At 71.6% G+C, this 24,536-nt stretch carries 30 protein-coding genes; 16 read left to right on the plus strand and 14 right to left on the minus strand.

Features of this window, described 5'->3' with window-relative positions; translation table 11 throughout:
* Window positions 1-28 precede the first annotated feature (28 nt).
* A complete protein-coding gene (gene valS / locus VM242_03630; protein ID HVM04243.1) occupies window positions 29-2,542 on the minus strand; it encodes a valine--tRNA ligase in 2,514 nt (837 codons plus the stop codon).
* Between the two features lie 20 nt (window positions 2,543-2,562).
* Here valS and cysS point away from each other — a divergent pair, with 20 nt between their 5' ends.
* Complete coding sequence (cysS, locus tag VM242_03635) at window positions 2,563-3,924, plus strand: cysteine--tRNA ligase (protein HVM04244.1); 1,362 nt, start codon at window positions 2,563-2,565, stop codon at window positions 3,922-3,924.
* Between the two features lie 126 nt (window positions 3,925-4,050).
* The gene (locus tag VM242_03640; GenBank protein ID HVM04245.1) at window positions 4,051-4,251 is read left to right on the plus strand and encodes a cold-shock protein; all 201 of its coding nucleotides are present in this window, start codon (window positions 4,051-4,053) and stop codon (window positions 4,249-4,251) included.
* 103 nt (window positions 4,252-4,354) lie between these two features.
* On the opposite strand, the gene VM242_03645 is transcribed toward VM242_03640, so the two are convergent.
* Window positions 4,355-5,842 (minus strand): sigma-70 family RNA polymerase sigma factor, encoded by a 1,488-nt coding sequence (locus VM242_03645; protein ID HVM04246.1) that lies wholly within the window; start codon window positions 5,840-5,842, stop codon window positions 4,355-4,357.
* 276 nt (window positions 5,843-6,118) lie between these two features.
* Between VM242_03645 and VM242_03650 the strand changes: the two genes are divergently transcribed.
* Window positions 6,119-7,339 (plus strand): acyl-CoA dehydrogenase family protein, encoded by a 1,221-nt coding sequence (locus VM242_03650; GenBank protein ID HVM04247.1) that lies wholly within the window; start codon window positions 6,119-6,121, stop codon window positions 7,337-7,339.
* A gap of 146 nt (window positions 7,340-7,485) precedes the next feature.
* Here the strand turns inward: VM242_03650 and VM242_03655 are convergent, their stop codons facing one another.
* The 3 genes from VM242_03655 to VM242_03665 form a co-directional block, all read right to left on the minus strand.
* Complete coding sequence (locus VM242_03655; protein HVM04248.1) at window positions 7,486-8,655, minus strand: hypothetical protein; 1,170 nt, start codon at window positions 8,653-8,655, stop codon at window positions 7,486-7,488.
* Between the two features lie 312 nt (window positions 8,656-8,967).
* Complete coding sequence (locus VM242_03660) at window positions 8,968-9,534, minus strand: dihydrofolate reductase family protein (GenBank protein ID HVM04249.1); 567 nt, start codon at window positions 9,532-9,534, stop codon at window positions 8,968-8,970.
* A gap of 110 nt (window positions 9,535-9,644) precedes the next feature.
* Complete coding sequence (locus VM242_03665) at window positions 9,645-10,223, minus strand: helix-turn-helix domain-containing protein (GenBank protein ID HVM04250.1); 579 nt, start codon at window positions 10,221-10,223, stop codon at window positions 9,645-9,647.
* A gap of 73 nt (window positions 10,224-10,296) precedes the next feature.
* Here VM242_03665 and VM242_03670 point away from each other — a divergent pair, with 73 nt between their 5' ends.
* Window positions 10,297-11,886 carry a bifunctional NAD(P)/FAD-dependent oxidoreductase/class I SAM-dependent methyltransferase gene (locus VM242_03670; GenBank protein HVM04251.1) on the plus strand — a complete coding sequence of 530 codons (1,590 nt, stop codon included), beginning with the start codon at window positions 10,297-10,299 and terminating at the stop codon, window positions 11,884-11,886.
* 151 nt (window positions 11,887-12,037) lie between these two features.
* Here the strand turns inward: VM242_03670 and VM242_03675 are convergent, their stop codons facing one another.
* From VM242_03675 to VM242_03685, 3 genes are read right to left on the minus strand one after another with little or no spacing between them, the layout of a single operon-like run.
* Window positions 12,038-12,298, minus strand: coding sequence for a DUF5985 family protein (locus tag VM242_03675; GenBank protein ID HVM04252.1), 261 nt, complete (start codon window positions 12,296-12,298; stop codon window positions 12,038-12,040).
* Window positions 12,295-12,552: a DUF5985 family protein gene (locus VM242_03680; protein ID HVM04253.1), complete on the minus strand. Its 258-nt coding sequence runs from the start codon at window positions 12,550-12,552 to the stop codon at window positions 12,295-12,297. The genes VM242_03675 and VM242_03680 overlap by 4 nt, the downstream gene beginning before the upstream one ends.
* A 1-nt stretch (window position 12,553) precedes the next feature.
* Window positions 12,554-12,847: a hypothetical protein gene (locus VM242_03685; GenBank protein HVM04254.1), complete on the minus strand. Its 294-nt coding sequence runs from the start codon at window positions 12,845-12,847 to the stop codon at window positions 12,554-12,556.
* 302 nt (window positions 12,848-13,149) lie between these two features.
* Here VM242_03685 and VM242_03690 point away from each other — a divergent pair, with 302 nt between their 5' ends.
* Entirely contained in the window at window positions 13,150-13,512 is a 363-nt protein-coding gene (locus VM242_03690) for an inorganic diphosphatase (GenBank protein HVM04255.1), read from the plus strand.
* A 109-nt stretch (window positions 13,513-13,621) separates the two neighbouring features.
* Here VM242_03690 and VM242_03695 read toward each other — a convergent pair whose 3' ends face one another.
* The gene (locus VM242_03695) at window positions 13,622-14,041 is read right to left on the minus strand and encodes an NUDIX domain-containing protein (GenBank protein HVM04256.1); all 420 of its coding nucleotides are present in this window, start codon (window positions 14,039-14,041) and stop codon (window positions 13,622-13,624) included.
* A gap of 104 nt (window positions 14,042-14,145) precedes the next feature.
* Between VM242_03695 and corA the strand changes: the two genes are divergently transcribed.
* The gene (corA, locus tag VM242_03700) at window positions 14,146-15,114 is read left to right on the plus strand and encodes a magnesium/cobalt transporter CorA (GenBank protein HVM04257.1); all 969 of its coding nucleotides are present in this window, start codon (window positions 14,146-14,148) and stop codon (window positions 15,112-15,114) included.
* Window positions 15,115-15,190: 76 nt separating this feature from the next.
* Here corA and VM242_03705 read toward each other — a convergent pair whose 3' ends face one another.
* Together VM242_03705 and VM242_03710 are read right to left on the minus strand one after the other, a co-directional pair.
* A complete protein-coding gene (locus VM242_03705) occupies window positions 15,191-15,874 on the minus strand; it encodes a hypothetical protein (GenBank protein HVM04258.1) in 684 nt (227 codons plus the stop codon).
* Window positions 15,871-16,680, minus strand: a complete 810-nt coding sequence (locus VM242_03710; protein ID HVM04259.1) for an alpha/beta hydrolase — start codon at window positions 16,678-16,680, stop codon at window positions 15,871-15,873. Before VM242_03710 ends, VM242_03705 begins: the two co-directional genes overlap by 4 nt.
* A 45-nt stretch (window positions 16,681-16,725) precedes the next feature.
* Between VM242_03710 and VM242_03715 the strand changes: the two genes are divergently transcribed.
* Window positions 16,726-17,373 (plus strand): winged helix-turn-helix transcriptional regulator, encoded by a 648-nt coding sequence (locus tag VM242_03715; protein HVM04260.1) that lies wholly within the window; start codon window positions 16,726-16,728, stop codon window positions 17,371-17,373.
* A gap of 76 nt (window positions 17,374-17,449) precedes the next feature.
* On the opposite strand, the gene VM242_03720 is transcribed toward VM242_03715, so the two are convergent.
* On the minus strand, window positions 17,450-17,686 hold the full coding sequence (locus VM242_03720) for a hypothetical protein (protein ID HVM04261.1): 237 nt from the start codon (window positions 17,684-17,686) through the stop codon (window positions 17,450-17,452).
* Here VM242_03720 and VM242_03725 point away from each other — a divergent pair.
* The 5 genes from VM242_03725 to VM242_03745 all read left to right on the plus strand — a co-directional run bounded on the left by VM242_03725 (window position 17,598) and on the right by VM242_03745 (window position 20,952).
* Window positions 17,598-18,308: an AraC family transcriptional regulator gene (locus tag VM242_03725; protein HVM04262.1), complete on the plus strand. Its 711-nt coding sequence runs from the start codon at window positions 17,598-17,600 to the stop codon at window positions 18,306-18,308. The genes VM242_03720 and VM242_03725 overlap by 89 nt on opposite strands.
* Before the next feature lie 526 nt (window positions 18,309-18,834).
* On the plus strand, window positions 18,835-19,338 hold the full coding sequence (locus VM242_03730) for a hypothetical protein (GenBank protein ID HVM04263.1): 504 nt from the start codon (window positions 18,835-18,837) through the stop codon (window positions 19,336-19,338).
* Entirely contained in the window at window positions 19,284-19,715 is a 432-nt protein-coding gene (locus VM242_03735) for a hypothetical protein (protein ID HVM04264.1), read from the plus strand. Before VM242_03730 ends, VM242_03735 begins: the two co-directional genes overlap by 55 nt.
* Window positions 19,716-20,030: 315 nt before the next feature.
* Window positions 20,031-20,405, plus strand: a complete 375-nt coding sequence (locus VM242_03740) for a DUF6027 family protein (GenBank protein ID HVM04265.1) — start codon at window positions 20,031-20,033, stop codon at window positions 20,403-20,405.
* Window positions 20,406-20,613: 208 nt separating this feature from the next.
* Entirely contained in the window at window positions 20,614-20,952 is a 339-nt protein-coding gene (locus VM242_03745) for a TfoX/Sxy family protein (protein ID HVM04266.1), read from the plus strand.
* Between the two features lie 74 nt (window positions 20,953-21,026).
* On the opposite strand, the gene VM242_03750 is transcribed toward VM242_03745, so the two are convergent.
* Window positions 21,027-21,344: a hypothetical protein gene (locus VM242_03750; GenBank protein HVM04267.1), complete on the minus strand. Its 318-nt coding sequence runs from the start codon at window positions 21,342-21,344 to the stop codon at window positions 21,027-21,029.
* Between the two features lie 349 nt (window positions 21,345-21,693).
* Here VM242_03750 and VM242_03755 point away from each other — a divergent pair, with 349 nt between their 5' ends.
* On the plus strand, window positions 21,694-21,963 hold the full coding sequence (locus tag VM242_03755) for an antitoxin (protein HVM04268.1): 270 nt from the start codon (window positions 21,694-21,696) through the stop codon (window positions 21,961-21,963).
* An 84-nt stretch (window positions 21,964-22,047) separates the two neighbouring features.
* On the opposite strand, the gene VM242_03760 is transcribed toward VM242_03755, so the two are convergent.
* Window positions 22,048-22,224, minus strand: coding sequence for a KOW motif-containing protein (locus VM242_03760; GenBank protein HVM04269.1), 177 nt, complete (start codon window positions 22,222-22,224; stop codon window positions 22,048-22,050).
* 186 nt (window positions 22,225-22,410) lie between these two features.
* Here VM242_03760 and VM242_03765 point away from each other — a divergent pair, with 186 nt between their 5' ends.
* The 3 genes from VM242_03765 (at window position 22,411) to VM242_03775 (ending at window position 24,525) form a co-directional block, all read left to right on the plus strand.
* Entirely contained in the window at window positions 22,411-23,808 is a 1,398-nt protein-coding gene (locus VM242_03765; protein HVM04270.1) for a hypothetical protein, read from the plus strand.
* Between the two features lie 159 nt (window positions 23,809-23,967).
* Window positions 23,968-24,315, plus strand: coding sequence for a hypothetical protein (locus tag VM242_03770; protein ID HVM04271.1), 348 nt, complete (start codon window positions 23,968-23,970; stop codon window positions 24,313-24,315).
* A 54-nt stretch (window positions 24,316-24,369) separates the two neighbouring features.
* Entirely contained in the window at window positions 24,370-24,525 is a 156-nt protein-coding gene (locus tag VM242_03775; protein HVM04272.1) for a hypothetical protein, read from the plus strand.
* Window positions 24,526-24,536 lie beyond the last annotated feature (11 nt).

Genomic DNA, 24,536 nt, shown 5'->3' on the forward strand with positions numbered 1-24,536 from the left:
GGCGAGCGGGGCCCACGGGCCCTGGCCGTCACGTGGTCGGCTGGGAAACCGCCGGAGGGGCGAGGGTCACGTCCAGGGACGGCTCCTCGGCCTCCTCGAACCGCAGCTCGGCCAGCGACCCGGCGTCGCGCAGGTCGCCCTCGGCGGCACGCAGGGCGGCCAGCCGGTCGGGCCGGTCCCGCACCACCAGCAGCTCGACGCCCGCCCGCTGCGAGAGCTTGGCCTCGCTCTTGGCCTTGCGGAGGGCCCGCAGGGCGGCGCTGGCGGTGTCGAGGACCGACGGGTCGGCGCCGTCGCCGGCGGACAGCTCGGCCGCCTCGGGCCAGCGGGCGCGGTGGACCGACCCCTGCTGCCACCAGGACCAGACCTCCTCGGCGACGAAGGGCAGGAACGGTGCGAACAGGCGGTGGAACACCGACAGGGCGAGGCGCAGGGTGGCCGTGGCCGAGGCCCCGTCGGCGCCACCCCGGTAGGCGCGGTTCTTCACCAGCTCCACGAAGTCGTCGCAGAAGGCCCAGAAGGCGGACTCGGTGCGCTCCAGGGCGCGGGCATAGTCGTAGCCCTCGAAGGCGGCCGTGCAGTCGTCGACCAGGCGGGACAGCCCGCCCAGCAGCGCCCGGTCGACGGGCGCCGCCGGGTCGCCGCCCCCGTCCGGCAGCGACAGGACGAACTTCGAAGCGTTGAGGACCTTGATGGCCAGGCGCCGGCCGTTCTTCATCTGGTTCTCGTCGAACGCCGTGTCGGTGCCCGGCCGCCCGCTGGACGCCCAGTAGCGCACCGCGTCGGACCCGTACTTCTCCAGCAGGGCGATGGGCGTCACGACGTTGCCCTTCGACTTGGACATCTTCTTGCGGTCGGGGTCGAGGATCCACCCCGAGATGGCGGCGTCGGTCCACGGCAGCGACCCGTGCTCGTGCCACGAGCGGACGACGGTGGAGAAGAGCCAGGTGCGGATGATGTCGTGGCCCTGGGGGCGGACGTCGTAGGGGAACACCATGGCGAAGAGCTCGTCGTCGTCCCCCCAGCCTCCCGCCAGCTGGGGGGTCAGCGACGAAGTGGCCCACGTGTCCATCACGTCGGGGTCGGCGGTGAAGCCACCGGGCGCGTCGCGCTGGTCCTCGGTGTAGCCGTCGGGCACCTCGGTGGACGGGTCGACGGGCAGGCGCCCGGCGGCCGCCGGCAGCGGAGAGGAGAAGTCGGGCTCGCCGTCGTCGCCCACCGGGTACCAGAGGGGGAAGGGGACGCCGAAGAAGCGCTGCCGGCTGATGAGCCAGTCGCTGTTGAGCCCTTCCACCCAGTTCTCGTAGCGGGCCCGCATGAACCCGGGATGCCAGCGGAGGTCGCGGCCCAGCCGCTGCAGCGATTCCTTGTGGTCGAGGACGTCGATGAACCACTGGCGGCTGGTGACGATCTCCAGCGGCCGGTCCCCCTTCTCGAAGAACTTGACCGGGTGGGTGATGGGCCGGGGCTCGCCGATCAGGTCCCCGCTCGCCTTCAGGCGCTCGACGATGCGGGCGCGGGCCTGCTTGATGCTGGCGCCGGCCAGCTCCTGCCACGCCTCCCCGTCGGGGACGCCGTCGGGCGGCGCGGCGACGACCCGGCCATCGCGCCCGACCATGCTGCGCACGGGGAGGCCGAGCTCGCGCCACCACACCACGTCGGTGACGTCCCCGAAGGTGCAGATCATGGCGATGCCCGAGCCCTTCTCGGGGTCGGCCAGCTCGTGGGCCAGGACGGGGACCTCCACGCCGAACAGGGGCGTGCGGACGGTGGAGCCGAACCGGGGCCGGTAGCGGGCGTCGTCGGGATGGGCGACCAGGGCGACGCACGCCGGGATCAGCTCCGGCCGGGTGGTCTCGATCTCGATGTCGTCGAAGCGGATGCGGTGGTACGCCCCCGGCTGCTCGCGGTCCTCCAGCTCGGCCTGGGCGACGGCGGTCTGGAAGTCGACGTCCCACAGCGTGGGCGCCACCTGCTGGTAGGCCAGGCCCTTCTCCAGCAGGCGCAGGAACCCGAGCTGGGCGACCTTCTGGGCCCGTTCGCCGATGGTGGTGTACGTCGTCGTCCAGTCGACGGACAGCCCGAGGCGCCGGAACAGCTCCTCGAAGGCCCGCTCGTCCTCGGCCGTGAGCCGGTGGCACAGCTCGACGAAGTTCGGCCGCGACACCGGGACGGCGTGCCGGGCCGACGGCCCCGGCGGCTCCAACGCCGCGTCGTAGGGGAGGTGGGGGTCGCACCGGACCCCGAAGTAGTTCTGGACGCGGCGCTCGGTGGGCAGGCCGTTGTCGTCCCAGCCGATGGGATAGAAGACCTGCTTCCCCCGCATGCGCCGGTAGCGGGCGACGGTGTCGGTGTGGGTGTACGAGAAGACGTGGCCGACGTGGAGCGACCCGCTGACCGTGGGCGGCGGCGTGTCCACCGCGAACACCGCGGCACGGGGCCCGCGGCGCTCGAAGCGGTAGACGCCCCGCTCCTCCCAGTGCGCGGCCCAGCGCGCCTCCAGGCCTTCGAGGGACGGTTTTTCGGGGACGTTGGCGGCCATGATGGGGTTACCGTACCCGGGTGCTCCGGCTCCACGACACTGCATTCGGCGCCGCACGCGAGCTGGCCCTGCGCGATCCGGGCAAGGTGTCGATGTACGTCTGCGGGCCAACCGTGTACGGCCTGCCCCACATCGGCCACGGCCGCCAGCTCCTCGTCTACGACGTCCTGCGGCGGTACCTGGAGTGGTGCGGGTTCGAGGTCCACCACGTCTCGAACATCACCGACGTGGACGACAACATCATCGGGCGGGCCAACCGCGAGGGACGCACCGAGCCCGAGGTGGCGGCCGAGTTCGAGAAGGCGTGGTACGACGCGGTGGACGCCCTCGGCGTCCTCCGGCCCCACGACGACCCCCACGCCACGGCGTACGTCCCCGAGATGGTCGAGCTGATCGGGCGGCTGGTCGAGGCCGGCATCGCCTACGAGACGAGTGACGGCGTGTACTTCGGCGTCGAGTCGGTCGACGGCTACGGCCTCCTCGCCGGCCAGTCCCTCGAGTCGATGCGCGCCGGCGAGCGGGTCGAGGTGGTGGACGAGAAGCGCTCGCCCGCCGACTTCGCCTTGTGGAAGAAGGCCAAGCCGGACGAGCCGTCGTGGCCGTCTCCGTGGGGCGACGGGCGGCCCGGGTGGCACACCGAGTGCGTGGTGATGTCGCTCAAGCTCCTGGGCGACGGGTTCGACCTGCACGCCGGCGGCATGGACCTGCGATTCCCCCACCACGAGAACGAGCGGGCCCAGGCCGCTGCCCTGGGCAAGACCTTCGCCCGCCACTGGATGCACCACGCCTTCGTGGAGATGGGCGGCGAGAAGATGTCGAAGTCGCTCGGCAACTTCGTCACCCTCACCGACCTCGTCGAGCGCACCGACCCGCGTGCCTACCGCCTGCTCGTCCTCCAGTCCCACTATCGCTCGCCCCTCGAGGTCCTGCCCGGCACCGTCGAGCGGGCCGAGCGCACCCTCGCCAAGCTGGACGACCTCAACCGGCGGTGGGAGTCGCTGGGCGACCGCCGGCCGGCGGCGGAGCCGGACCCGGCCGCCCTCGACCGCTTCCGCGCCCTGATGGACGACGACCTCGCCACGCCGGCGGTCACCGGCCTGCTGTTCGACCTCGTCGGCGCGGCCAACGTCTCCCTGGCCGCCGCCGATGTCGCCGCCGCCGCCCCCACGGTGGCCGCCGTGCTCGAGATCGCCGGCGCCCTGGGGCTGGCGCCCCGGGCCGCCGACACGCTGGTGGACGACGAGACGGCCCGCCTCGTCGCGGAGCGTGACGAGGCCCGCGCGGCGCGCGATTTCGCCCGCAGCGACGCGCTCAGGGAGCGCCTCACCGCTCTCGGCTGGGTCGTCCAGGACACCCCGGGGGGCACGACGGTCCACCGCTGACGACCGTTTGCCTCGGCGGGCGCGGCTGCTAACGTCTTTCGCTGGAGACTTGCTGCATCGCACGACGCAGTCGCACGGAGGGCATTCTCCTCACAAGCAGTCCAACAAGTAAGGAGGATCGCCATCGTGGCGACCGGAACGGTCAAGTGGTTCAACGCCGAAAAGGGCTACGGCTTCATCTCGCAGTCCGAGGGCGCAGACGTCTTCGTTCACTTCAGCGCCATCCAGACCAACGGCTACCGCTCCCTCGAGGAGGGCCAGCAGGTCGAGTTCGAGGTCCAGGAAGGTCCCAAGGGCCTTCAGGCAGCCAGCGTCCGTCCGCTCTGACCCGCCGCCCCCCGAGCGCGGGGCATCTCGGAGCAATTTCGAGCGTTCGAGCCTCCGGCCAAGCGGCCGGGGGCTCTTTCGCGTGCACTCCCGAGCCGCCTCTCTAGTCCCGTAGGTCGAGGCCGCTCGGCGCGCTGGCGGGGGGCTCGACGGCCCGGCCGGTGGCCTCCACGGCGGAGACCACGGCGTCCGCCGGGGGAACGGTGTTCCCGCTCGGCGGCGACGCGCAGGCGACGGGGATGCCGAGCACCCGGATGTCGCGGCACGGCTGGCGCTGGTCGGCCAGGTCCACGTCCACCACGGCGGCGTCGGTGGCGACCTTGACCCGGCCCTTGCCGAGCGCCTCGAGGTCGGTCCCCGCCAGCCGCTGCAGCTCGTCGGGCAGACCCTCGATCTGATCGGCCAGAGCGGCCAGGTCGACGGCTGCGCCGGCATCCGCCCCGCTCGCCCCCGCAGCGGCGTGGGCCGAGGCCCTCGCGCCGGCACCCGACGTGGACGTGCTGGCGGTGGCGGCGGGGGCGGCGATGCTGGTCGGAGGCGGGTTGGCACTCCGCCGGTCGGCGATCGCCCCCGCGCCCACCACGCCGGCCACCAGCAGAGCGGCGGACGCGATGGAGGCGACGAGCGAGCTCGACGCGGTGACGGCGCCCGCGCCGACACCCACGCTCGCCACCGGAGCGGCCGTCCCAGCCGCACCCGCCGTGCCGGTGGCGCCGACGCCGGCGGAGGCCGACGCGCCCGAGGTGACGCCCACGGAGGCGGACGCGGCGCCCGTGGACGGCGCCGCCAGCTCCCACTCGGCCAGGGCCAGGGCGGCCAGCCCGGCGGGCAGCGGCAGCACCGACCGGCGCAGCGACGGCGCCAGGTCCTGAAGGTCGGCGAGGCGGGCCCGGCACGGGTCGCAGCCGGCGAGGTGCTGGTCGACCTTGGCGACGTCGCGCGGCGCCAGCCCGCCGGCGGCGTACGCGCCGAGGCGATCGACGGTGTGGCGGCAGCCCAACCGCACGTCGTTCTGCCGGAGGTGGGCCTGGAGGTAGCGCTCCCGAAGCCCCGCCCGGGCCCGGACGGCGAGCTGAGCGACGCCGTTGGGCGACACGCCGAGCAGCATGGCGGCGTCCCGGGCGGGGATCTGCTCCACCTCGGTCAGCCACAGGACCGACCGCCAGCGTTCGGGAAGGCTGCGGAAGGCCCGGGCGACCATGCTGGCGTCCTCGTCGGCCAGCAGGAAGTCGACCGGACCGCCGTTGAGCGTCGGCCATTCGCGATCCTCGGCCGCCTCGCTCGGTTGTTGACGCCCGCCTCGACGGAGGACGTCGATGGCCGCGTTCCGAACGGCGGCGAGCAGGTACGGGAGGAAGTGGTCGGCCGCGTAGAGGCGCTCCGGGAGGGCCTGGAACACCCGGGTGAAGGCGTCGCTGACCGCGTCGGCGGCATCGTCGGGGTTCGTGGTGACCGCCAGGGCCACCCGCCAGGCGGCGTCGACATGGCGGCGGTAGAGCTCTCCGAAGGCGGCGAGGTCGCCGGCGGTGGCGCGGGCGACGAGCGACGCGTCGGTCGCCTCCTGTTCCGCCGTCTGTCCTCGCTTGCGCATCCGCTCTCTTCTCACAGGTCCCACCCGGACCGGACCGCCCTTGATCGCCAGAGTACCGGGCCGTAGGCCCGAATTCGACCGGTACCGCGCGCGGGTCGCGCCCCTCGCGCCAAGGGGGTCGAAAGCCCCTCTACCGGGCCGTCGCGGCGAACCAGGTCGGTCACGGCAACGGGCGGCTGGTCCTCCCGCGGGCGGCCGGCGGTCGGCGGCCGGCCGGTCACCCCGCGGCGGTCGCCTCGACGGCGACCCGGGCGCCGGGCCGTGCGAGAGTGGCCCATGGCGCCGTTCTCACTCGAGCTCGACGAGGACCAGCTCCAGGTCCGGTCCTGGGTACACGGGTTCGCGGCCGACGTCGTGCGGCCCGTGGCGTCGGAATGGGACGAGCGGGAGGAGACGCCGTGGCCGGTGATCGAGCAGGCGGCGGACGTCGGTCTCTACTCGCTCGACTTCCTGGCCAACGCCTTCGCCGACCCCACCGGCCTCACCGTCCCCCTCGTCATGGAGGAGATGGCGTGGGGCGACGCCGGCATCGCCCTCGCCATCTTCGGCACGACCCTGGGCGTCTCCGGCCTCATGGCCAACGGGACCCCCGAGCAGGTCGCCGAGTGGCTTCCCCTGTGCTTCCGCGACGAGCAGGGGAAGGTCGCCGTCGCGGCCTTCGCCGTCTCCGAGCCCGACGCCGGGTCCGACGTCAGCTCGCTGCGGACGCGAGCGGTCTACGACGAGGCGACCGACGAATGGGTCCTCGACGGCACGAAGACGTGGATCACCAATGGCGGCATCGCCGCCGTGCACGTGATCGTGGCGTCGGTCGACCCCTCGCTCGGCTCGCGCGGCCAGGCCAGCTTCGTCGTACCGCCGGGCACGGCCGGGCTCTCCCAGGGGCAGAAGTTCAAGAAGCTCGGCATCCGCGCCTCGCACACGGCGGAGGTCGTCCTCGACGGGTGCCGCCTACCCGGGCGCTGCCTGCTCGGCGGGCGGGAGAAGCTCGACGAGCGCCTGGCCCGGGCCCGCGAGGGCCGCAGCACCGGGCGCAGCCAGGCCGCCATGCGGACGTTCGAGTCGTCACGCCCGGCCGTCGGAGCCCAGGCCGTCGGCATCGCCCGGGCCGCCTATGAACACGCCCTCGAACACGCCAAGAACCGGCGGCAGTTCGGCCGGTCGATCGTGGAGAACCAGGCCATCGCCTTCAAGCTGGCCGACATGAAGACGCTTATCGACGCCTCCCGGCTCCTCGTCTGGCGGGCGGCGTGGATGAGCAGGCAGAGCAGCGGGTTCCCGAACGGCGAGGGGTCGATGGCGAAGCTCTTCGCCGGTGAGACGGCCGTGAAGGTGACGGACGAGGCGATCCAGGTCCTCGGCGGGTACGGCTACGTGCGCGACGAGCCCGTCGAGCGCTGGCACCGGGACGCCAAGATCTACACGATCTTCGAGGGCACGTCCGAGATCCAGCGCCTCATCATCGCGAGAGCCATATCCGGCAGGCACATCCCGTGATCCGGCTGGGCCGACGCCGCGGGAACGGCCGTTCCGGTCCGCCCGGAACCGTTCATGCGGCAGGAACGGGCGATATCCGCCCCTTCTTGCCGCACGAACAACGCCGACCCGTCGGGGAACTCGCCAGGCGACCGCTGGGGTCGACGTCACTCGACGACGAAGGTACCAAGACCCGCTGACACGGCACTGTTGGGGGAGCGTTCGATTCCTCGTCCTGACCCATCGGCGCAGTTGACCTCCCGGTACGTGGTCTGCGTCAGGGTGGCGTAGAAGCGGTACAAGCCCGGGCTGACACGCCTCCCGTCCTCATCGCGGCCGTCCCATCGCACGGTGAGGTCATTCGCGCCGACCGACAGCGGAGTCTCCACAGGGATCCCGCGGATCGCGCTCCCTGGCCATGGTGCGTCGATCGGAGCGATCTCGAAGAGGAGCCCGTGGACCTCCGTGTCCGGCCTTTGCATCGCCCGGATCGCGACGGTCACACCCTCGGGCCCAACGGTGAGCTGCCATTCGTTGCCCGGTCGGCCAACGACTTCGAACGTCACCGCCGGCGGCGGCGGGGGTGCCTTGGTTCCGACGCACTCTCGATCCCGGTTCGACGGAACCGTCGTGGCGGTTGGCCGGATGGACGCGACGATGCGCTCCACGGCGGCTCGGTCTCCGGCAGAGACGTTCGTGCCGAACCACACCATCACCCGGTAGCCGTCGTCACCTCCCAGCGTTACCCGGACGCCGTGACTCGGTGCCTGTGGAGGATGAGCCTCCGAAGGCGTCGAGGCGGTCCAGTCGACGGCGAGCGGGAAGGCCGTGTCCGGTTCGGCGGGGTGGAACGACGGCCTCAGCCTCATGTGGCTCATCTCGACGGCTCCGAAGGTGTCGGGCACCCCGCCGAGGTCCCACGACGTGGTGCACGGCGGCGGCTCGTGGAAGCGGAGCGCGCGGTCCAGATTGGTCACCACGGTGCCCGAGAAGCCGACCCGGCACTGCCCGGAGAAGTGCTGCACGGTCCAGCCCGCGGGATGCTCGAAGCGCCAGCCGAGTGCGGAGCTGGTCGCCGCCACCCACCCGTCGGCGGCCTCGCGGGGCCCGGCGACGACGCGGCGGTCGTCGGCGCCGTCGCCGGCACGGACCGCAGCGGCAGCGGCCACAACCGCGACGACCACAGCAGCGGCGGCCGCAAGACGACGGGTCCTCCGGCGCCGATCGTGAGATGCCAGCCGCTCGTCGACCCTGTCGCGGAGGTTGGGCGGCGGTGGAAACCGGCGGGCGGCGTGATCGAGGCTGTCACGCAAGCAGTGTTCGAGCTCAGTCGTCATCGTCGTGCCCTCCGAGGATGTCTCGTAGCCGTTCCAGGCCGCGTGCCGTCGTGGACTTGACCGTTCCGACGGGTATCTCGAGGATCTCCGCCACAAGTTCTGCGTCGACGGGCCTCACCACCTCTCCAGATGCCGGCTGGCGGTCACAGGTTCCATGAGTCCGGCGTCCTCCAGTGTGCTCAGCCGTCCGGGGTGCTCGTCGGGGCCGAAGCCTCAGGGCGAGCGCGTCCCCGAGCCGGCGTTCGGGGTGCGCCTGGGTCGACCTCGGCTTGTGGCGGAGTAGCCGGGCCTGCGTGCCCGGGACCAGACCCCTCAGGCCGTGGCTCGACTGGGCTGGTAGCGCAGAGCGACCGCCCCGGCCCGGAACTCCTGGCGACCCACGAGCTCAAGCTCCAGCCGCTCCCTCAGGCCGGCGAACAACGTCGGCCCGTGGCCCGCCACGATGGGGTGGACGACGACCTCGTACTCGTCGATCAATCCCAGGTCGGCCAGGGCCAGCGGGAGGGTCACGCCTCCCACGTACAGGCCCCGGCCGGGCTCATGCTTGAGCTCCTGAACGGCCGTCGCCAGTTCGCCGCGCAGGAGCTCGGCGTTCCAATCGACGTGGTCCAGGGTGCCCGACACCACGTACTTCTTCGCCCTGTCGATCGCCCGGGCGAAGGGGACCATCCAAGCAGCCATCCACTCGGGCCCCGTCCCGGTCGCCGACTGCCGCCACGCCGCCTCCATCATCTCGTAGGTCACCCGGCCAAGGAGCAGGGCATCGGCTCGCTCAAGCCCGTCGGCGAAATGGCGATGCAACTCCTCGTCCGGGCTCATCACCCGGTGATCGCAGCAGCCGTCGAGGGTGACGTTGATCGAGTACCGGAGCGGTCTCATGGTTGCTCCCCCTTGCTGGGATCGAAGGCGTCACACCCCGAGGACGGTGCACCCGTAGCACCGGAGGACGGTTGCGGCAACCATGATCCCGGTTGTGAACCCGGCGAGGACTACACCGCCGATCGGCCGTCGGTCTCGTGATGGACATGGGCGCGTTGGCCGTCGCGGTCGAAGATCATGATCAGCTCGGCTGGGCCGTCGATGGCTGCGAAGGCGTGCGGCGTCATCGTGGCGAACTCGGCTGCTTCGCCCGCCTCGACGACGATGTCGCGCTCGCCGAGCGACAAGCGCACCCGCCCCTCGGTGACGAAGAACCAGTCATGACCCGGGTGGACGCGTTGCGTCGTCTTCCTGCGGGTCGGTTGGAACCGCATCTTGACGGCGATGGTTCTGCCGGTCGGTCGGCTCAGCATCCAGGTCGTGCGCGTACCCGACGTGCTGGGTGTCGGGCGGATGACGACGTCGTCGTCGCTGCGGAGGTCGAGCAGCGCATCGAGGTCGACCTGGAGGGCACCCGCCAGCGGCAGCAGGATGTCGAGGCTGATCGTGCGCTTGCCGGTCTCGACCCGGCTGACGGTGGAGGCGCTGAGGTTGGCGCGCTCGGCGACCTCGTCGAGCGACAGCCCAAGCGTGGTCCGGAGGCTCCGTAGCCGAGTCCGTACCGTCTGCTCGACTTTGTCGGGCCTCATGTCGCTCCTCCCCGTCTTGCAGATTCTGCAAGATCCCATGCGCTGTTGTGCGGTACACCGTACTGTTGCGACCATGAGCGGTCACGCTCCCCGTACCGTCGAGCGGCACACCGACGTCGCCGTGATCGGTGGGTCCGCCGCCGGGCTGTCCGCCGCCCTGCAGCTCGGCCGCCAGCGCCGGTCGGTGATCGTCGTCGACGCCGGCGAGCCCCGGAACGCCCCTGCCTCCCACATGCACGGCTACCTCGGCCGCGAAGGCGAGCCACCGTCGGCGCTGCTGGCCGCCGGTCGTGAGGAGGTCCGTAGCTACGGTGCCGAGGTCCTCGACGGCCGTGTGACCACGGTGACCCGGACGGACGAGGACCGCTTCCGCCTTGCGCTCGTGGGCGGTCATTCGGTCGTCGCTCGCCGGGTGCTCGCCGCGACCGGTCTGGTGGACGAGCTGCCGGACATCGAAGGCCTCGCCGAGCATTGGGGCGGTGATGTCGTCCACTGCCCGTTCTGCCACGGCTACGAGGTCCGCGACCGACGCATCGTGCAGCTCGTCACCCATCCGATGGGTCTGCACACGGCGCCGTTGTTCCGCCAGTTGAGCGCCCGGCTCACCGTCGTCGTACACGGCGACCTGGACGTGAACCGCGGCGAGCTGGACGCACTCCGCGCCGGTGGTGCGGACATCATCGACGGTCCGGTGCGTCGCATCGTCACCGGTGCCGACGGGCACGTCGCCGCCGTCGATGTGGACGGCGACGTTCGCATCGACGCCGACGTGGTCGTGGTCAGTCCGCGCTTTCGCGTCCGCGCCGGACCCTTCGTCCCGCTCGGTCTCGAACTGACACCGCATCCGAGCGGCCTCGGCGACGCCGTCACGACCGACGCCACCGGCGCTACGAGGGTGCCGGGCCTCTACGCCGCCGGCAACGTGACCGACCCGAGCCAGCAGCTGGCGCAGGCCGTCGCCAACGGCAGCCGGGTCGGCGCCATGATCAGCTTCAGCCTGGCCGACGACGACCTTCGGGGCCCGGACCGGCCGTCCGCCGGTTCGACCGACTGGGATCAACGCTACGGCGACGTCCCGATGTGGAGCGGGAACCCGAACGGCACGTTCGTCGACGAGGTCCGTGGCATCGCCGCGGGTCGCGCGCTCGACGTCGGTGCCGGTGAAGGAGGGGACGCGCTGTGGTTGGCCGAGCACGGTTGGGACGTGACGGCGAGCGACATCTCGCGACGCGCTCTCGAGCGCGTCGACGCCGAGGCCACACGCCGCGGGCTACGCGTCGAGTGCCGGCATGCAGATGCCAACGGGCTCGACCCGTTCGAAGCAGGCGCGTTCGACCTCGTGTCCGCGCAGTATGCGTCGATCCCCCGCACCCCTGACGACCGCGGTGTCTGCAACCTTCTGAACGCGGTCGCGCCGGGCGGCACGTTGCTCGTGGTGAGCCACGACCTCGGGCCCATGCGGGCGCCGATCGACACGTCGACCCACAGCCGGGCGTTCGACCCGGATGCCTACGTCCGCGTCGACGACATCGTTGCCGCGATCGCCGACTCGTCGGCGTGGGACATCGAGGTTCACGGGACGAGACCTCGGCCCCTCGGAGCGGCGTCAGCGTCGCACCACGTCGACGACCTCGTGTTGCGGGCCCGACGCCGAATCAGCTGAGAAGAGACCCGGACCCGATCCTGCGATGTCGGCCGGGACCGCCGGCTGTGAGCCGGACGCTGCCGCTCGCCAGCCGGCGGACCGCTGACCGGGCGGGCGCTGGCCGGCGGCCGGTGGGGCCGCGGCCGTGGCCGGGCCGGGGCCGGGCCGGCTAGCCCCGGTGCGACCGGTTCTTGTCCACGACGGCGCCCAGGATGAGCACGAAGCCCAGCAGGCGGACGACGTAGAGGGCGACCCGCGGGTCGGCGCCGGGGTCGCTCAGGGCGAGCGCCACCGCGTTCGCGGAGAAGACGGCGAAGGCGGCGGCGAACAGCGCGAACAGCCGGTCTCCCGAGCGTCGCCAGAACTTGAGGAACGACAGGGCGGCGACGAGCGATCCCATGGCGATGACGCCGGACAGCAGTTGCCTCATTCGGCGTCCCACACCAAGCCGTAGACGAGCAGGACCATGCCGGCGGCCGCGGGTACAAGCCGCCACGTCGACAGGTCGGCGTCCGGGACCACGATGAGGTCGACCACCAGCACGACGTTGTTGAGCCCGAGGCCGGCGAAGCACAGCCCGCTCCACAACAGGAGGCGGGTCCGAGTCCGGAGGTAGGCCCGCAGCAGCAGCACGGCGCAGGTGACGCTCGTCACGGCGCAGAGGAGGTAGACCGCTTCTGCCATCTCAGTCCTCGTCTCTCAAGCGGAAGGCGTCGGAGAAGTCGCGGATCGGCCCGCTCGGCCTCGAGAAGATGATCGAGACGATGGCCACGCGATAGGTCGGGTAGAGCTCGGCCAGGCGCGCCACGAGCTCGGCGTCGCCGGCGCGCCTCGGGCGGAGACGGAAGGCCTCGCCCTCCCGGGCGAGGAGGCCGGAGCGGGCGAGGTGGCCGAGGGCGGCGGCCGCCTGTTCGGGCTCCACCCGGAGCTCGCGGCCCACGGACGCCGCCGTCCACGTCATGTCGGGCTGGCCGTGCACCAGCAGGAGGACCTCCAGCTGGACGGCGCTCGTGAAGCACCGCTCGACGAAGGAGCGGAGATCGGCCGGAAAGTCCCCCTTTGCGATCGACGGACGCTACCGGGCGGGCGGCCCCGTGGGGTGGTCCTCGGGCCTGACGTCACGGCATCACCGGATGGTCTCGATCGACGGCCTCGCGACCGAGTCCCCGAGCACGGGGCACCACGTGCCGGTGTCGCCGATTCACGGAGTCGGAGGCAGCTGGCGGCGTGCGAACGGCGTGCCGGCGCGTTCGATCCGTCCGTGCGTTGCATCATCGGGTCGTGAGCGATCCCATCCACGTTGGCCGGCTGGATCCAGCCGAGTGGCTCGGCCGATCTGTCCGCGTGGTCATTGATCGGTCGCTCAGGTCCCTGCATCCGAGCGGCACATTCCGGTACGAGCACAACTACGGCTTCATCCCGGGGTTCATCGCCGCGGATGGCGAGGAGCTCGACGCGTACGTCCTTGGCCCGACGGAGCCCCTCGACGAGTATGTCGGCACCGTCATCGCCGTCGTTCTCAGGGACGACGACATCGACGACAAGCTCGTCGTGGGCGACGCGCGCGACTGGACGGCAGACATCGTCACAGTCGATCAGGTTCCAAGAGCAGTTCTTCGGCTCGACCGTCTCACCGGGGCTTGAGCACCCCGGCTCGCACCGGACGCGGCACGAGGACGCCTGCCTCGCCGGCCCGCGCGCCGGAACGGCGGTTCTTCACCGGCCCAGAACCACACGCATGACCGCTTGCACGTCACCTGCCAAGGAGGCGCTCGAGCTGGTCGGCGAGGTCCTCGGGGAAGACGGTTTCGCCCGTGCTGCGGAGCTCCTCGACGGACCACCACCGATGGCTCCGGAACGTTGCCAACTCGGTGGCCGTCCATCGGGTGAGGGCCGGTTCGAACGTCGGCGTGCGGACGAGGAAGAACCACTCCTCCTGGTCGTACTCCGTTCCTTCGAACTCCCAGGCGAACATCCTCGTGAAGACGACGGGCCCCGGCTCCTCTACCACCAGGCCCGTTTCCTCGAACACCTCACGAATGGCGGCGTCCTCAGGCGTCTCCCCCGCTTCCACGGCGCCGCCGACGGGGAACCACCACGCTGGTCGGTCGGGCTTGGTGCGGTCGATTCCGCTGAGGAGAAGAACGTGCCGGCGATCGTCGACGAGCAGCACCTTGGAGCTGTGTCTTCGAACGCCCACCGCCCCTCATTCTCGCCGACGACCCGGCGTTCCGGCGACGTCCGTAGCGGTTGCAAGCCCCTGCAAGACTGGCCACCGTGATCGTCGATTGTGCCGTGTACAGAAACGGGAAGCGTGCTCCCGAGCCGCTCGACCTGAACAACGCGCTCAACACCGCCCGAGCCGATGGCGGGTTCGTGTGGATCGGGCTCCACGAACCGACCGGCGACGAGTTCTCCAGCGTCGCCGAGGCGTTCGGCCTCCACCCCCTGGCCGTCGAGGACGCCATCCACGCCCAGCAAAGGCCGAAGCTGGAGCGCTACGGCGACAGCCTGTTCATGGTGTTCAAGCCAGCACGGTACGTGGACGCCGAAGAGGTCGTCGAGGTCGGCCAGATCATGGTCTTCCTCGGGTCGGAGTTCGTGGTCACGGTGCGCCACGGCGAGTCGACGGAGCTCGCTGACGTGCGCCGGATGCTGGAGGAGGACCCGGCCCGCTTGGACTGGGGGCCAGGGGCGGTGCTCCACGCCATCGCCGACAAGGTGGTCGATGACTACGCGGCCGTGATGGTCGGCCTCGACGACGACATCGACCAGATCGAGCAGCACGTGTTCGCCGGACCGAAGGCCACCCACGCCGAGCGGATCTTCAAGCTCAAGCGAGAGCTACTCGACTTCCGGCGGGCGGTCGACCCTCTCGAAGCACCCCTCGCCGAGCTGGCGGCCGGGGTGAAGCCCGTCGACGAACGCTCGTCGAACTACTTCCGCAACGTCCACGACCACGTGCTTCGGGCGTCAGAGCACCTCGCCGGCCTGGACGCTCTGCTCGACAGCGCGCTCAATGCCAACGTCGCCCAGGTGGGAATGCGACAGAACGAGGACATGCGCAAGATCTCGGCGTGGGTCGCCATCATCGCCACGCCGACCTTGATCGCGGGCATCTACGGCATGAACTTCGAGCACATGCCGGAACTGGAGTGGGTCGTCGGCTACCCGGTCGCGCTGGCGGTGATGGTCACGGTGTGCATCCTCTTGTACCGGAACTTCAAACGGCGGGAATGGCTTTGAGCGACGGCCCTTTGGGGACCAATGCTTCGGAACGCGGGCGCCTCCGCCTCGGTTCCCTGGCAGCGGACGACGAGCCTCAAGTGCGAACGAGCCGCAGCGAGTGGATCCGGATCCACACGAGGGTCGGGATGGGGAGAGGCCGGCAGAGCCGCGGCGTGACGCGGCGGACGGTGCCGATCGGTACCCCATCGAAGGACTGATAGGAGGTGATCACCTGGGCGGCGCGCGCCCAGGTCCCGAACGCCGTTGCCGTGTAGTCATGTCGACGGATGAGCCCGTCTCGGCCGATGTGCAGCGTGTGAACGCGGCCGTGACCGGCGATCGTGTCCGGGAGCGTGATCCGGAGCCGACGGAGAGCACCGGCGTCGGGAGGGCGGTCGACACGCTCGGCCCGAGCGAGGAGGAGTGGCAGGGTCATGTAGGTCCACATGGCGGCTGAGGCGAAGGTGCCGAGATCTTCGGGCTGCCACCGGAACCGACGTGAACCGGAGCGCAGGCCGGCGAGCCGCGACTTCAGTTCCTCGCTGCTGGTGACGTTGACCGTCCATGGCCTGGGACCGTCGGCGGTGAGGGCAATCTCTTGGCGGACCGGGCTCAGGCGCGCCTCGACATGTGCCAGTGCGTGAGCCTGTCGTTTGGCGGCGAAGGCGAGCCCGCCACTCGAGAACGAGACGTCGATGTAGTCGGCAGCGGCCATGGACGCAGCGCCGTGCGCGTCGGCCACTTCGCGTGCGAGGTCGAGCGCGGCGAGGGCGATCATCGGCTGACTGCGGTGGCCAACCCGGCGATCTCGTCAGCGAGCTCGGTCGGGCACTCGTGTGGAAGGAAGTGGCCCACGCCCTCGAAGATGCGCAGGCGGCCGTTCGCGGCAGCGGCGGTGCGCTCGGCCTGTTCCACCGGGAAGAAGGGATCTCGGTCGCCCCACCCGACGAGCACCGGGACCTCGACGGACTCCAGCGCCGCGGCGACCGGCGCGTACAGCTCGGGCAGGCTCGAGAGCGCTTCGGAGAAGATTGCCGCGATGGTTCGCCGCTGGGGCCTGTCGCCGACGTAGACGTCGGCATCGGGTGGCGGCGATCCCGGCCCGGTTCCTTGACGGAGCATGAGCCGGAGCGAGGGAGCCGTGAAGAGCAGTCGCGAGAACAGCCCACCCAGCATCGGGGCGTTGGCCAGCGACAACGGGAACGGGATCGGTGTGTCGGGGAACATGTTGCCCGAGAGCAACGACAAGGCGGCGACGAGATCTGGGCGGCCTGCCGCGAGAAGGGCGCTCACGGGGGCACCGAAGTCATGTCCGACGACGGTTGCCCCACGCACCCCGACGTCGTCGAGCAGGGCCGCGACGCCGGCCGCCTGCGCCGCGGGGCCGACGGCGTCGATGGTGGGGCTCGTCGGGCCGTCGCTCGCGCCGAACCCGACGAGGTCGGGCGTGACGACGTCGAACGAACCGTCGAGCGCAGCCTCCACCCGCGCCCACGCCCGGCCCTGCCCGGGAATGCCGTGCAGCAACACGACCGTGGGCCCGCTGCCGCTTCGTCGATAGGCCAGCCCCTCGCCTGCACGCATGCCGCCCTCCTCATCTACTCCATATAGTGTAGTAGACTCCACCGGGTGGGCGAACGCAAGTCCTACGGTCAGTTCTGTGGGCTGGCTCGCGCTCTCGACCGGGTCGGGGACCGTTGGAGCCTGCTCATCGTGCGCGAGCTGCTGATCGGAGACCGCACCTTCCGAGCACTGGAGAGCGCCCTCAGCGGGATCAGCCCGTCGCTTCTCGCCAAGCGCCTCACCGCACTCATGGACGACGGACTCGTCGTTCGCAACGACGCTCCTCCCCGTTCCAAGAGCGTCGAGTACCACCTCACCGACGCCGGCCGGTCTCTCGAACCCGTCATCATCGACCTGATCCGCTGGGGTACCAGGTGGATGCTGGGCGGGCCCGGTGACGACCTGGTCGACCCGAGGTGGGCGCCCCTCGCCCTCCGGGCGCTGCTCGAGGACCAACCAGCTGGTCGCGGCCGCGTGCACCTCGACGTCGACGGCATCGAGGTGACGGTCAGCGCCTCGAATGGGCGACGCCGGGTGACACCGGGGCATCACGGGCTTCCGGACGCCACCGTCGCCGCACCGCTGCCCGCGCTCTTGGCGATGGCCGCCGGCGCCGTGACACTGCAGCGCTCGACTGTCGCGGTCTCCGGTGACGCAGCTGTTGCCGACGAACTCCTCTGTGCTCCCGTGGCGGGGGATCGCGACGGTCGTTGAGGTGATGGTTCGATCACCGTGCGCCGTGCGGCGATGAGATCCAGGTGGCGGGGAGGTCCGATCATGCGCAACGTTGTCAGACCGGGAGTTCGATGCTGCCGCCGGCGTTGAGAGGGTCGCGCAGCAGTCGGCGGAGCGACATGCCGAGGCCGTACGTGTTGATCCCCCTGGTCGGGGTGATGCGCAGGAAGCAGCCACGGGCATTGTCGAGCTCGCCGTGACCGGTGATCGAACGCAGTTGGCCGTTCGCGAGCAGCCCGACGATCACGGGGTCGTCGTTGTCGAGGATCGCTGCTCGCGCCTGGAAGAACACCGACGACGGCGGCCCGACCGGGAGCCTCCGGACCGGATGTTCACGCCGACCCGCGGGTTGGCGGCGATGTTCACCGCCTTGCGGCTCGTACGCAGCGTGTTCACGTACAGCGTGGTGCCTATGGCCGGAGATCGTGAAGGACGAGCCGGGCCAGGAGGCCATCCTCGACCGGCTGCTCGATCTGTTCCTGATCGCCGCGCTGCGGCGGTGGTTCGCCGGCCTCGGTGCCGAGGCGCCGGCCTGGTACCGGGCCCACGGCGATCCCGTGGTCGGCCGGGCACTCCGCATGCTGCTCAACAACCCGGCGCAACCGTGGACCGTGGCCGCGTTGGCGCGCCACGCCGGGGTCTCGCGGGCGGCCCTGGCCCGTCGGTTCACCCTGCTGGTGGGGGAGCCGCCCATGACATTCCTCACCGCGTGGCGGATGGCGCTTGCCGCCGACCTGCTGCGAGAGCCGGGGGAAACCGTCGCCTCGGTCGCCCGCCACGTCGGGTACGGCAGCCCCTTCGCTCTGAGCACCGCCTTCAAACGGGCGCGTGGCATCAGCCCGCACCAGTACCGGGCTCACGCCCGTCAGGGCCACCCCCCGAGGGGCCCTCTCGGCCCGCCGGGCGGCGAGTGACCCGCCCGGGGCGACGCGGCGATGACGTCGGACCGACGGTCTCGGTCCGGTGCGGGAAGGAGCGGAGACGGCGCGTGGTGCATGACCGGCCCTCGAGTGCCATGTCGCAGGCCCCCCTGGGCTTCGGCAAAGCCGCCGTAGCCGTCAGCGAACCGTAGGTGGCTCCATGCCACGAGCGTGCGCACCGCGGCGTGGACAAACGGCCAGACCGCACGTCGGCGGCACCACTCGCCGCTGCGAGGCGGACGCAGCCGGCGAAGGATGCCGGCGATGGCCTCTGTCGGTTGGCTCGCCGATGCATCCGAGGAGTCGCTCGGGTCGGCGCGGGCCGAAGCCATGCCCGAACTGGCCGGGCCTCCGACTCTGCGCGAGGGCGCTCGGCCGGTCTGCGGAGGACGAGGCCGTCCCTCGCTGTGCCCGACGTCGTGGCCGTCACCCGGCATCCGGCGCTCGTGGCGACCGCCTCGTGCAACGAGTCCCTCTGGGGGGCTTCACGGCTACGAACCACTTGTGGGAGCGAAACGCCATGGTCCTCGCCGCGGTGGTCGACTTCGAGGAGAGCGTTGCGGCGGACTTCCACTTCGACGTCCGTTACCTCCCCGGCAACGCCCGCACCCTGGACCTGCTCCTCGCACCGCCAGGGTGTACGAACGGCGGTCCGGGCGCAAGGTCGCACCGGGGCGGGTCATGGCGTGGAACGCTCTCACCGTCCGCGGCGACGCCCGGGGGCGACGGTCGCCTCAGCGGTGCAGAGTGTATGGTGAGTGGTATGGCGACGAAGAAGGTCACCGTGACTCTCGATGAACAACAGGTCGAGAGGATCCGGCGGCTCGTGGGAGCGGGCAAGGTGGCGACCGTGTCGGGTTTCGTCCAGCACGCCGTAGCCGTCTCACTCGACGATGTCGCCGGGTGGGGGGCGATGCTCGCCGAGGCCCTGGCCCAGACGGGCGGCGACCTGACCGACGAGGAGCGGGCGTGGGCGGACCGGATGCTCGGGACGGGCACGAAGGCAGGGTCGACGGCCGCATGACTCAGGGGATCACCCTCGACGCCGGAACCCTGATCGCCGTCGACCGGGACGATCGGTCGGTTGTCGTGATCCTCGCCCGGGCCACCGAGGTCGGGGCTCGGCTCACACTGCCAGCAGCAGCGCTGGCCCAGGCGATCCGCCGGCCCGAGCGCCAGGTCCGGCTTGCCCGCTTGATCCGCCAACCGAACGCGGACGTCGTGGCGCTCGACCGGGTGGACGCGACGAACGTCGGGCGCCTGCTGTCGGCCTCCGGTACGGCCGACGTGGTCGACGCTCATGTCGTCATCTGCGCCCGTCGGGCAGACCAGAGAGTGCTGACATCGGATGCGAGCGAGCTCCGCCGCCTCGATCCACAGCTCGAGGTCGTCGAGGTCTGACGGCGCCCCGAGAGGCGCTCAGAAGCACGAGCGCCACACGGTGACAAGGCCCATCGTCGCGGTCTCCTCGATGGGCGCCACGAGCACCCCCTCGTCGAGGTCCGCGACCGTCTTTGAACGCACGCATGGTCGAGCGCCGTCTTCGCGGGCCACCTCGGCGCGACGAGGAGATCATGCGCAACCGCTCATCCCAGCGGGGCCGCAGCCGAAATCCTCCTTCGGCATGAGCCTGCCTACGCCCACCCCCGACAACAGGTCCTTCCGTACGAGGCTCCGTCGCGCGTCGCGCGTCGCGCGTCGTGGCACGATCGCGCGATGGACGACGAACCCGAGGTGCGGCTCGTCAGGTGGGCCGGTCCGTGGAGCGAGACCGACCCCGACGCCAACCTGAAGGCGGACATCGCCTTGTACAGCAACGTCGACCCGCTGGCCACGGTGGGCAACCTGGCCGCCTCCGTCGACGTCCCGGTCGGCGCCGTCGTGCGCTACGTGCTGGCCCGCTGGGCGTCGGCCGGTTCGGAGGGCCTCCTTGCCGCCGGGCCGTCCGTCGTCAATCGCATGTGGGCGACCTGCGCGGAGGCCGAGGCGGCCGGCGACGACGAGGCCCGGTTGGCGGCCTACGCCGAGCTGCGGCAGATGGTGGCCTGGTTGCGCGTGCCGCTGGAGGGCGAGGCGGGCTATGGGGTGTGACGGCCACAGCGGGCCGGGGCGACCGCCGTGGCCGCGTGCCGGGTCGCCGGTAGCCGGCGGTCGCCGACCAGCGACCGGTACAGGCGCCGACCGGGGGCACCGCCGGTCCGAAGGGCGGTGCCGCCCGCCGATCTCGGGTCCCCGACGACCGTGCCGCTGTGGAGCCCCCTTGCACCTGCTCGGTCGGGGAAGTGAGACCATCACCACGATGGCATACGACGAGAAGCTCGCCCGACGCATCCGTGACGAGCTCGCCGGGCGGCCGGGTGTCACCGAGATGAAGATGTTCGGTGGGCTCGCGTTCTTGATCTCGGGGAACATGGCGGTGGCGGCGAGCGGCCAGGGTGGCCTGTTGGTCCGGGTCGACCCCGAGGAATCCGAGGCCCTGGTCGCCAGCGGGAAAGCCCGACGGATGGAGATGAGGGGCCGCGAGATGGCGGGTTGGCTGCGGGTCGATGCAGACGACGTCCGCACGGACGGCGACCTCTTCCAGTGGGTCGGGCTCGGTGCGGCCTACGCAGGGTCGTTGCCGGCGAAGAAGCGGTGATCGTCGGTCCCCGCGCCTTCACGGCGACCGCTCCGGCGGCCCACCCGGCCTCGGTCGACCAGCCCGGTCGCCCGTCACCGGAGGAACGCCCCGGACCACCGACGGACGCCGTCGAGCTCGGTCGCCTGACCGAGGGCGACCCAGAGGGCGAGCCGCGCCTTGTGGGGGCTCAGGTCGCCGCCGAGGATGCACCCGAGGGCGGCGACCTCGTGGCCGCCGCCGGGCCCGCCGTAGGTGGGCGACACGGAGCCGGTGGCGCAGCGGGTGGTGACGACGACTGGGACGCCCTCGCCGAGGGCGCGCCGGATGCCGGGCACGAGGTCGCGGTGAACGTTGCCGGCGCCCGTCGCCTCTGACGGCACCTGCCCCGGGCGCCGGCGTCGAAGTGCCATCCGATGACGCCGCCGTCCACGCCGACGTGGGAACGCACCTCGGCCACGGCCGTCACGGCCGGTCGCCCGCCCGCGGTGGCTCCGGCGGGACGGCCGAGCCGCCGACGGAGCGGAAGGCGTCGTCGGCCGTGGTGTCGGTCTTCGTGGCCCACCGGGCATGGTGCGTGGCGCGCCCGAGGAGGACGACGGGCCCTCCACGCCTCCCGAGCCGGCGAGGGCGAGCGCCGCCCGGAGGTTGCCGGGCCGTGGGCGCCACCGCCGGCGGGCGACGATGATCGTCCGCCCCTGCGCCCCGTAGTCGCCCGGCCTGCATCACCATGGAGGCATCTCATCCTGACAGGAGGCCACGATGGATCTCGGGAAGCTCGCCAAGAAGGCGAAGGCGGTCGTCGGCACGAAGGGCGACAAGATCGCCTCCGGCATCGACAGGGCCACCGATCTGGTGGACAAGAAGACCAAGGGCAGGTACCACGACAAGCTCCAGAAGGTGGACGAGCTGGTCGAGAAGCTGGACAAGACGAAGGACCGCCCGGCGGCGGGGCCCGACGCATCCGACGCGCCGGACGCGCCCGACGCGCCCGACGCGCCCGAGCGCCCCGGCGAGGCCCCGAGGCCGTAGTCACGGCGACGCCTCCGTTGGTCGGCCGCCGGATCGACGCCCGTCGGTGAGCCGCGACGGGTGCGGCCCGTCGCCCGTCGCTGGTCAGTCGTCCTCGACCTTGTTCACGTGCGCTTCGTGCGTCCGGATCTCCCGACCGTTCTCGCCCAGCGCGACGGTGAGCTCGTCACCGATGATGTCCTTGTCGACGATGACGCCCCACCGGCCGTCGAAGTCGCCCTCGGTGATGATGACCTTGTCACCCTTCTTGAAGCGAGTCATCCCGCCATGTTGGCATCGCCGGAGGGCGGAGCCGGGCGAGGCAGGGTCGGGGCCATGTGATCGTTCCCGGTGGGGCGGGTCCCGCCCGGGCCGGCGTATCGAACCGACGGTGCGTGGGTAGGGCTCGGCCGTGATCGCCGGCCCGGTCCCGCCCGCCCGTGTGACGACCGCGGCCGGCCGGCGTCGATGATCGACCACACCGCGGAGGACGTCGTCCTCATCAGCGACCTCCACCTCGGTCCCGGCGCCCTCCATTGCGTCGAGACGTTCTTCCACGACGCCGAGCTGTGCCGCTTCCTCGACTCGCTGATCGTCCGATCGGACCGCGAGGGCCGCCGATGGCGACTGGTGATCCTGGGTGACTTCCTGGACTTCCTGCGCTGCGAGCTGGTCACCCATCCCGACGGCGGGGCGCCGACCGAGGAGGTCGCCCTGGCGACGCTCGACCGCATCGTCGAGCACCACGGCGACGTGTTCCGGGGCCTGGCCCGGTTCCTCGCCGCCGGGTTCCCGGTGGAGATCGTGCTCGGCAACCATGATGCGGAGCTGGTCCGCCCGGCGCTCCAAGAGCGCGTGCGGCGCGTGCTGGCCGACGCCGGCGCCGGCGCGGCGGCGACCGACCACGTGCGCTTCCATCCGTGGATCTACTACCTGCCGGGCGTCGTCTATGCCGAGCACGGGAGCCAGCACGACGGGTTCAACTGCTTCAGCACCGTCCTCCACCCCTACGCCGAGGGGGCGCCCGGGCCGTTGGAGCGCCCCATCGGGACCTACCTGTTCGAGGCCGTCGAGCGCCTCGTCTACGACATCGACCCGTGCCCGGACCATGTCAGCTCGCCGCTGCGCTACTACCGGCTGGCGGCCCGTCGCGAGCCCGGGCCGGCCGTGGGCGCCCTCGTGCGCCAGGCGCGCCTGTTCACCGATCTGGTCCACCACGCCCGCTCGATCTCCGGCCCGCGATGGGCGGCGCGGCGGGCGGCGTACAGGGAGGGCGCGCTGGAGCCCTACGCCGAGGAGATCGGCCTGTCGCCGGCGGCGGTCGCCACCATCGACGAGATGTCGTCGGCGTCGGAGAGCCCCATCGCGCTGCTGGCGAAGGAGGCGGTGAAGATCAACACCCGCCGCTCGGGCCCGGCGGTGGCGCTGTTGTCACTGGCCTACCTGGCCATCCGGCGCGGCAGCATGCGCAGCGTCATCATGGGAGGGGCGGCAGCCGGCTCGCTGTCGTTCGTGCGCAAGGGCCTGCCGCTGTCACCCACCGGCCGGCACGTGATGTACCTCCAGCGGGCGGCGGCGCGGATCGACGCGCTGCTGGCGGCCGAGGGCAGGGCGGTGCCGGCGTACGTCTTCGGGCACACCCACGCCGCCCAGCACCTCCCGCTCCGCTTCGGGCCCGGCGCGCCGCAGTACCTGAACACCGGCACGTGGGCGTGCCTGGCCCCACCGGCGGCGGAGACGCTGCGCACGATCCGCCCCACCTTCGTCCACCTGACGGCCGCCCGCGAAGGGGCACCGCGAACCGCCCGCCTGCTGGCGTGGCACGCCTCGTCGGAGTCGGCCGAGACGCTGCGGTTCCAGACGTAGCGCCGCGTCGACGAGGCGACCCGGGCGGTGACGCCGGCCGGCGACCGCCGCCGTAGCCGGCCACGTGCGGCACTAGGGTCGCCGGCGTGGTGCGGTGGCAGCGCTGCTCGGCCCCGATGGCGAGCCGCTGGTGCTGCTCGCGGCGCTAGGGTCGCCGACGTGGTGCGGTGGCAGCGGGTGGCGATCCTCGGCGTGGTTGCCTGGCTGGTTGCCGTCGTCATGTGGGCGAACCGGTCGTGGACCGAGACGGTCCCGGTGGTGACGCCGGTCGGAGCTTCGGCCCAGTCCCGGACCTTCGTGTGCGGCGCGCCGCTCGGCTCGAACACCGTCACCGAGCGGACGCCCCCGTCCGACCTGCCGCTCGACGGCCGCCCCTGCGAGGAGCACGGGGAACGACGGGTGCTCGCGGTGGTCGACGTCGGTGTCGGCGTCGTCCTGATCGCCGGGCTGGCCTACCTCGGCCGGCGCTCGGCCGCCCGCCACGACGAGGACGCCCTGGTCGACTGACGTCAGGCCGGCGGCCGCGGTGGCGAAAGCCCCGCCATGCCGTACCCTCCGGGCGTGTTCAAAGCGCTCGTCGTGATCGGCCTGCTGGCGGCGGTGGCGTGGTACGCGTTCGACATGCTCCGCCAGACCGACCCGGACCGCCTGCCGCAGCCGACCCAGGTCGTGGTCCCCGACCCGCCCGACGTCAGCTTCGACGTCCCCACACCGTGAGCGACAGGCGT

The sequence above is a fragment of the Acidimicrobiales bacterium genome, from assembly GCA_035540975.1.
Classification (GTDB): Bacteria; Actinomycetota; Acidimicrobiia; order Acidimicrobiales.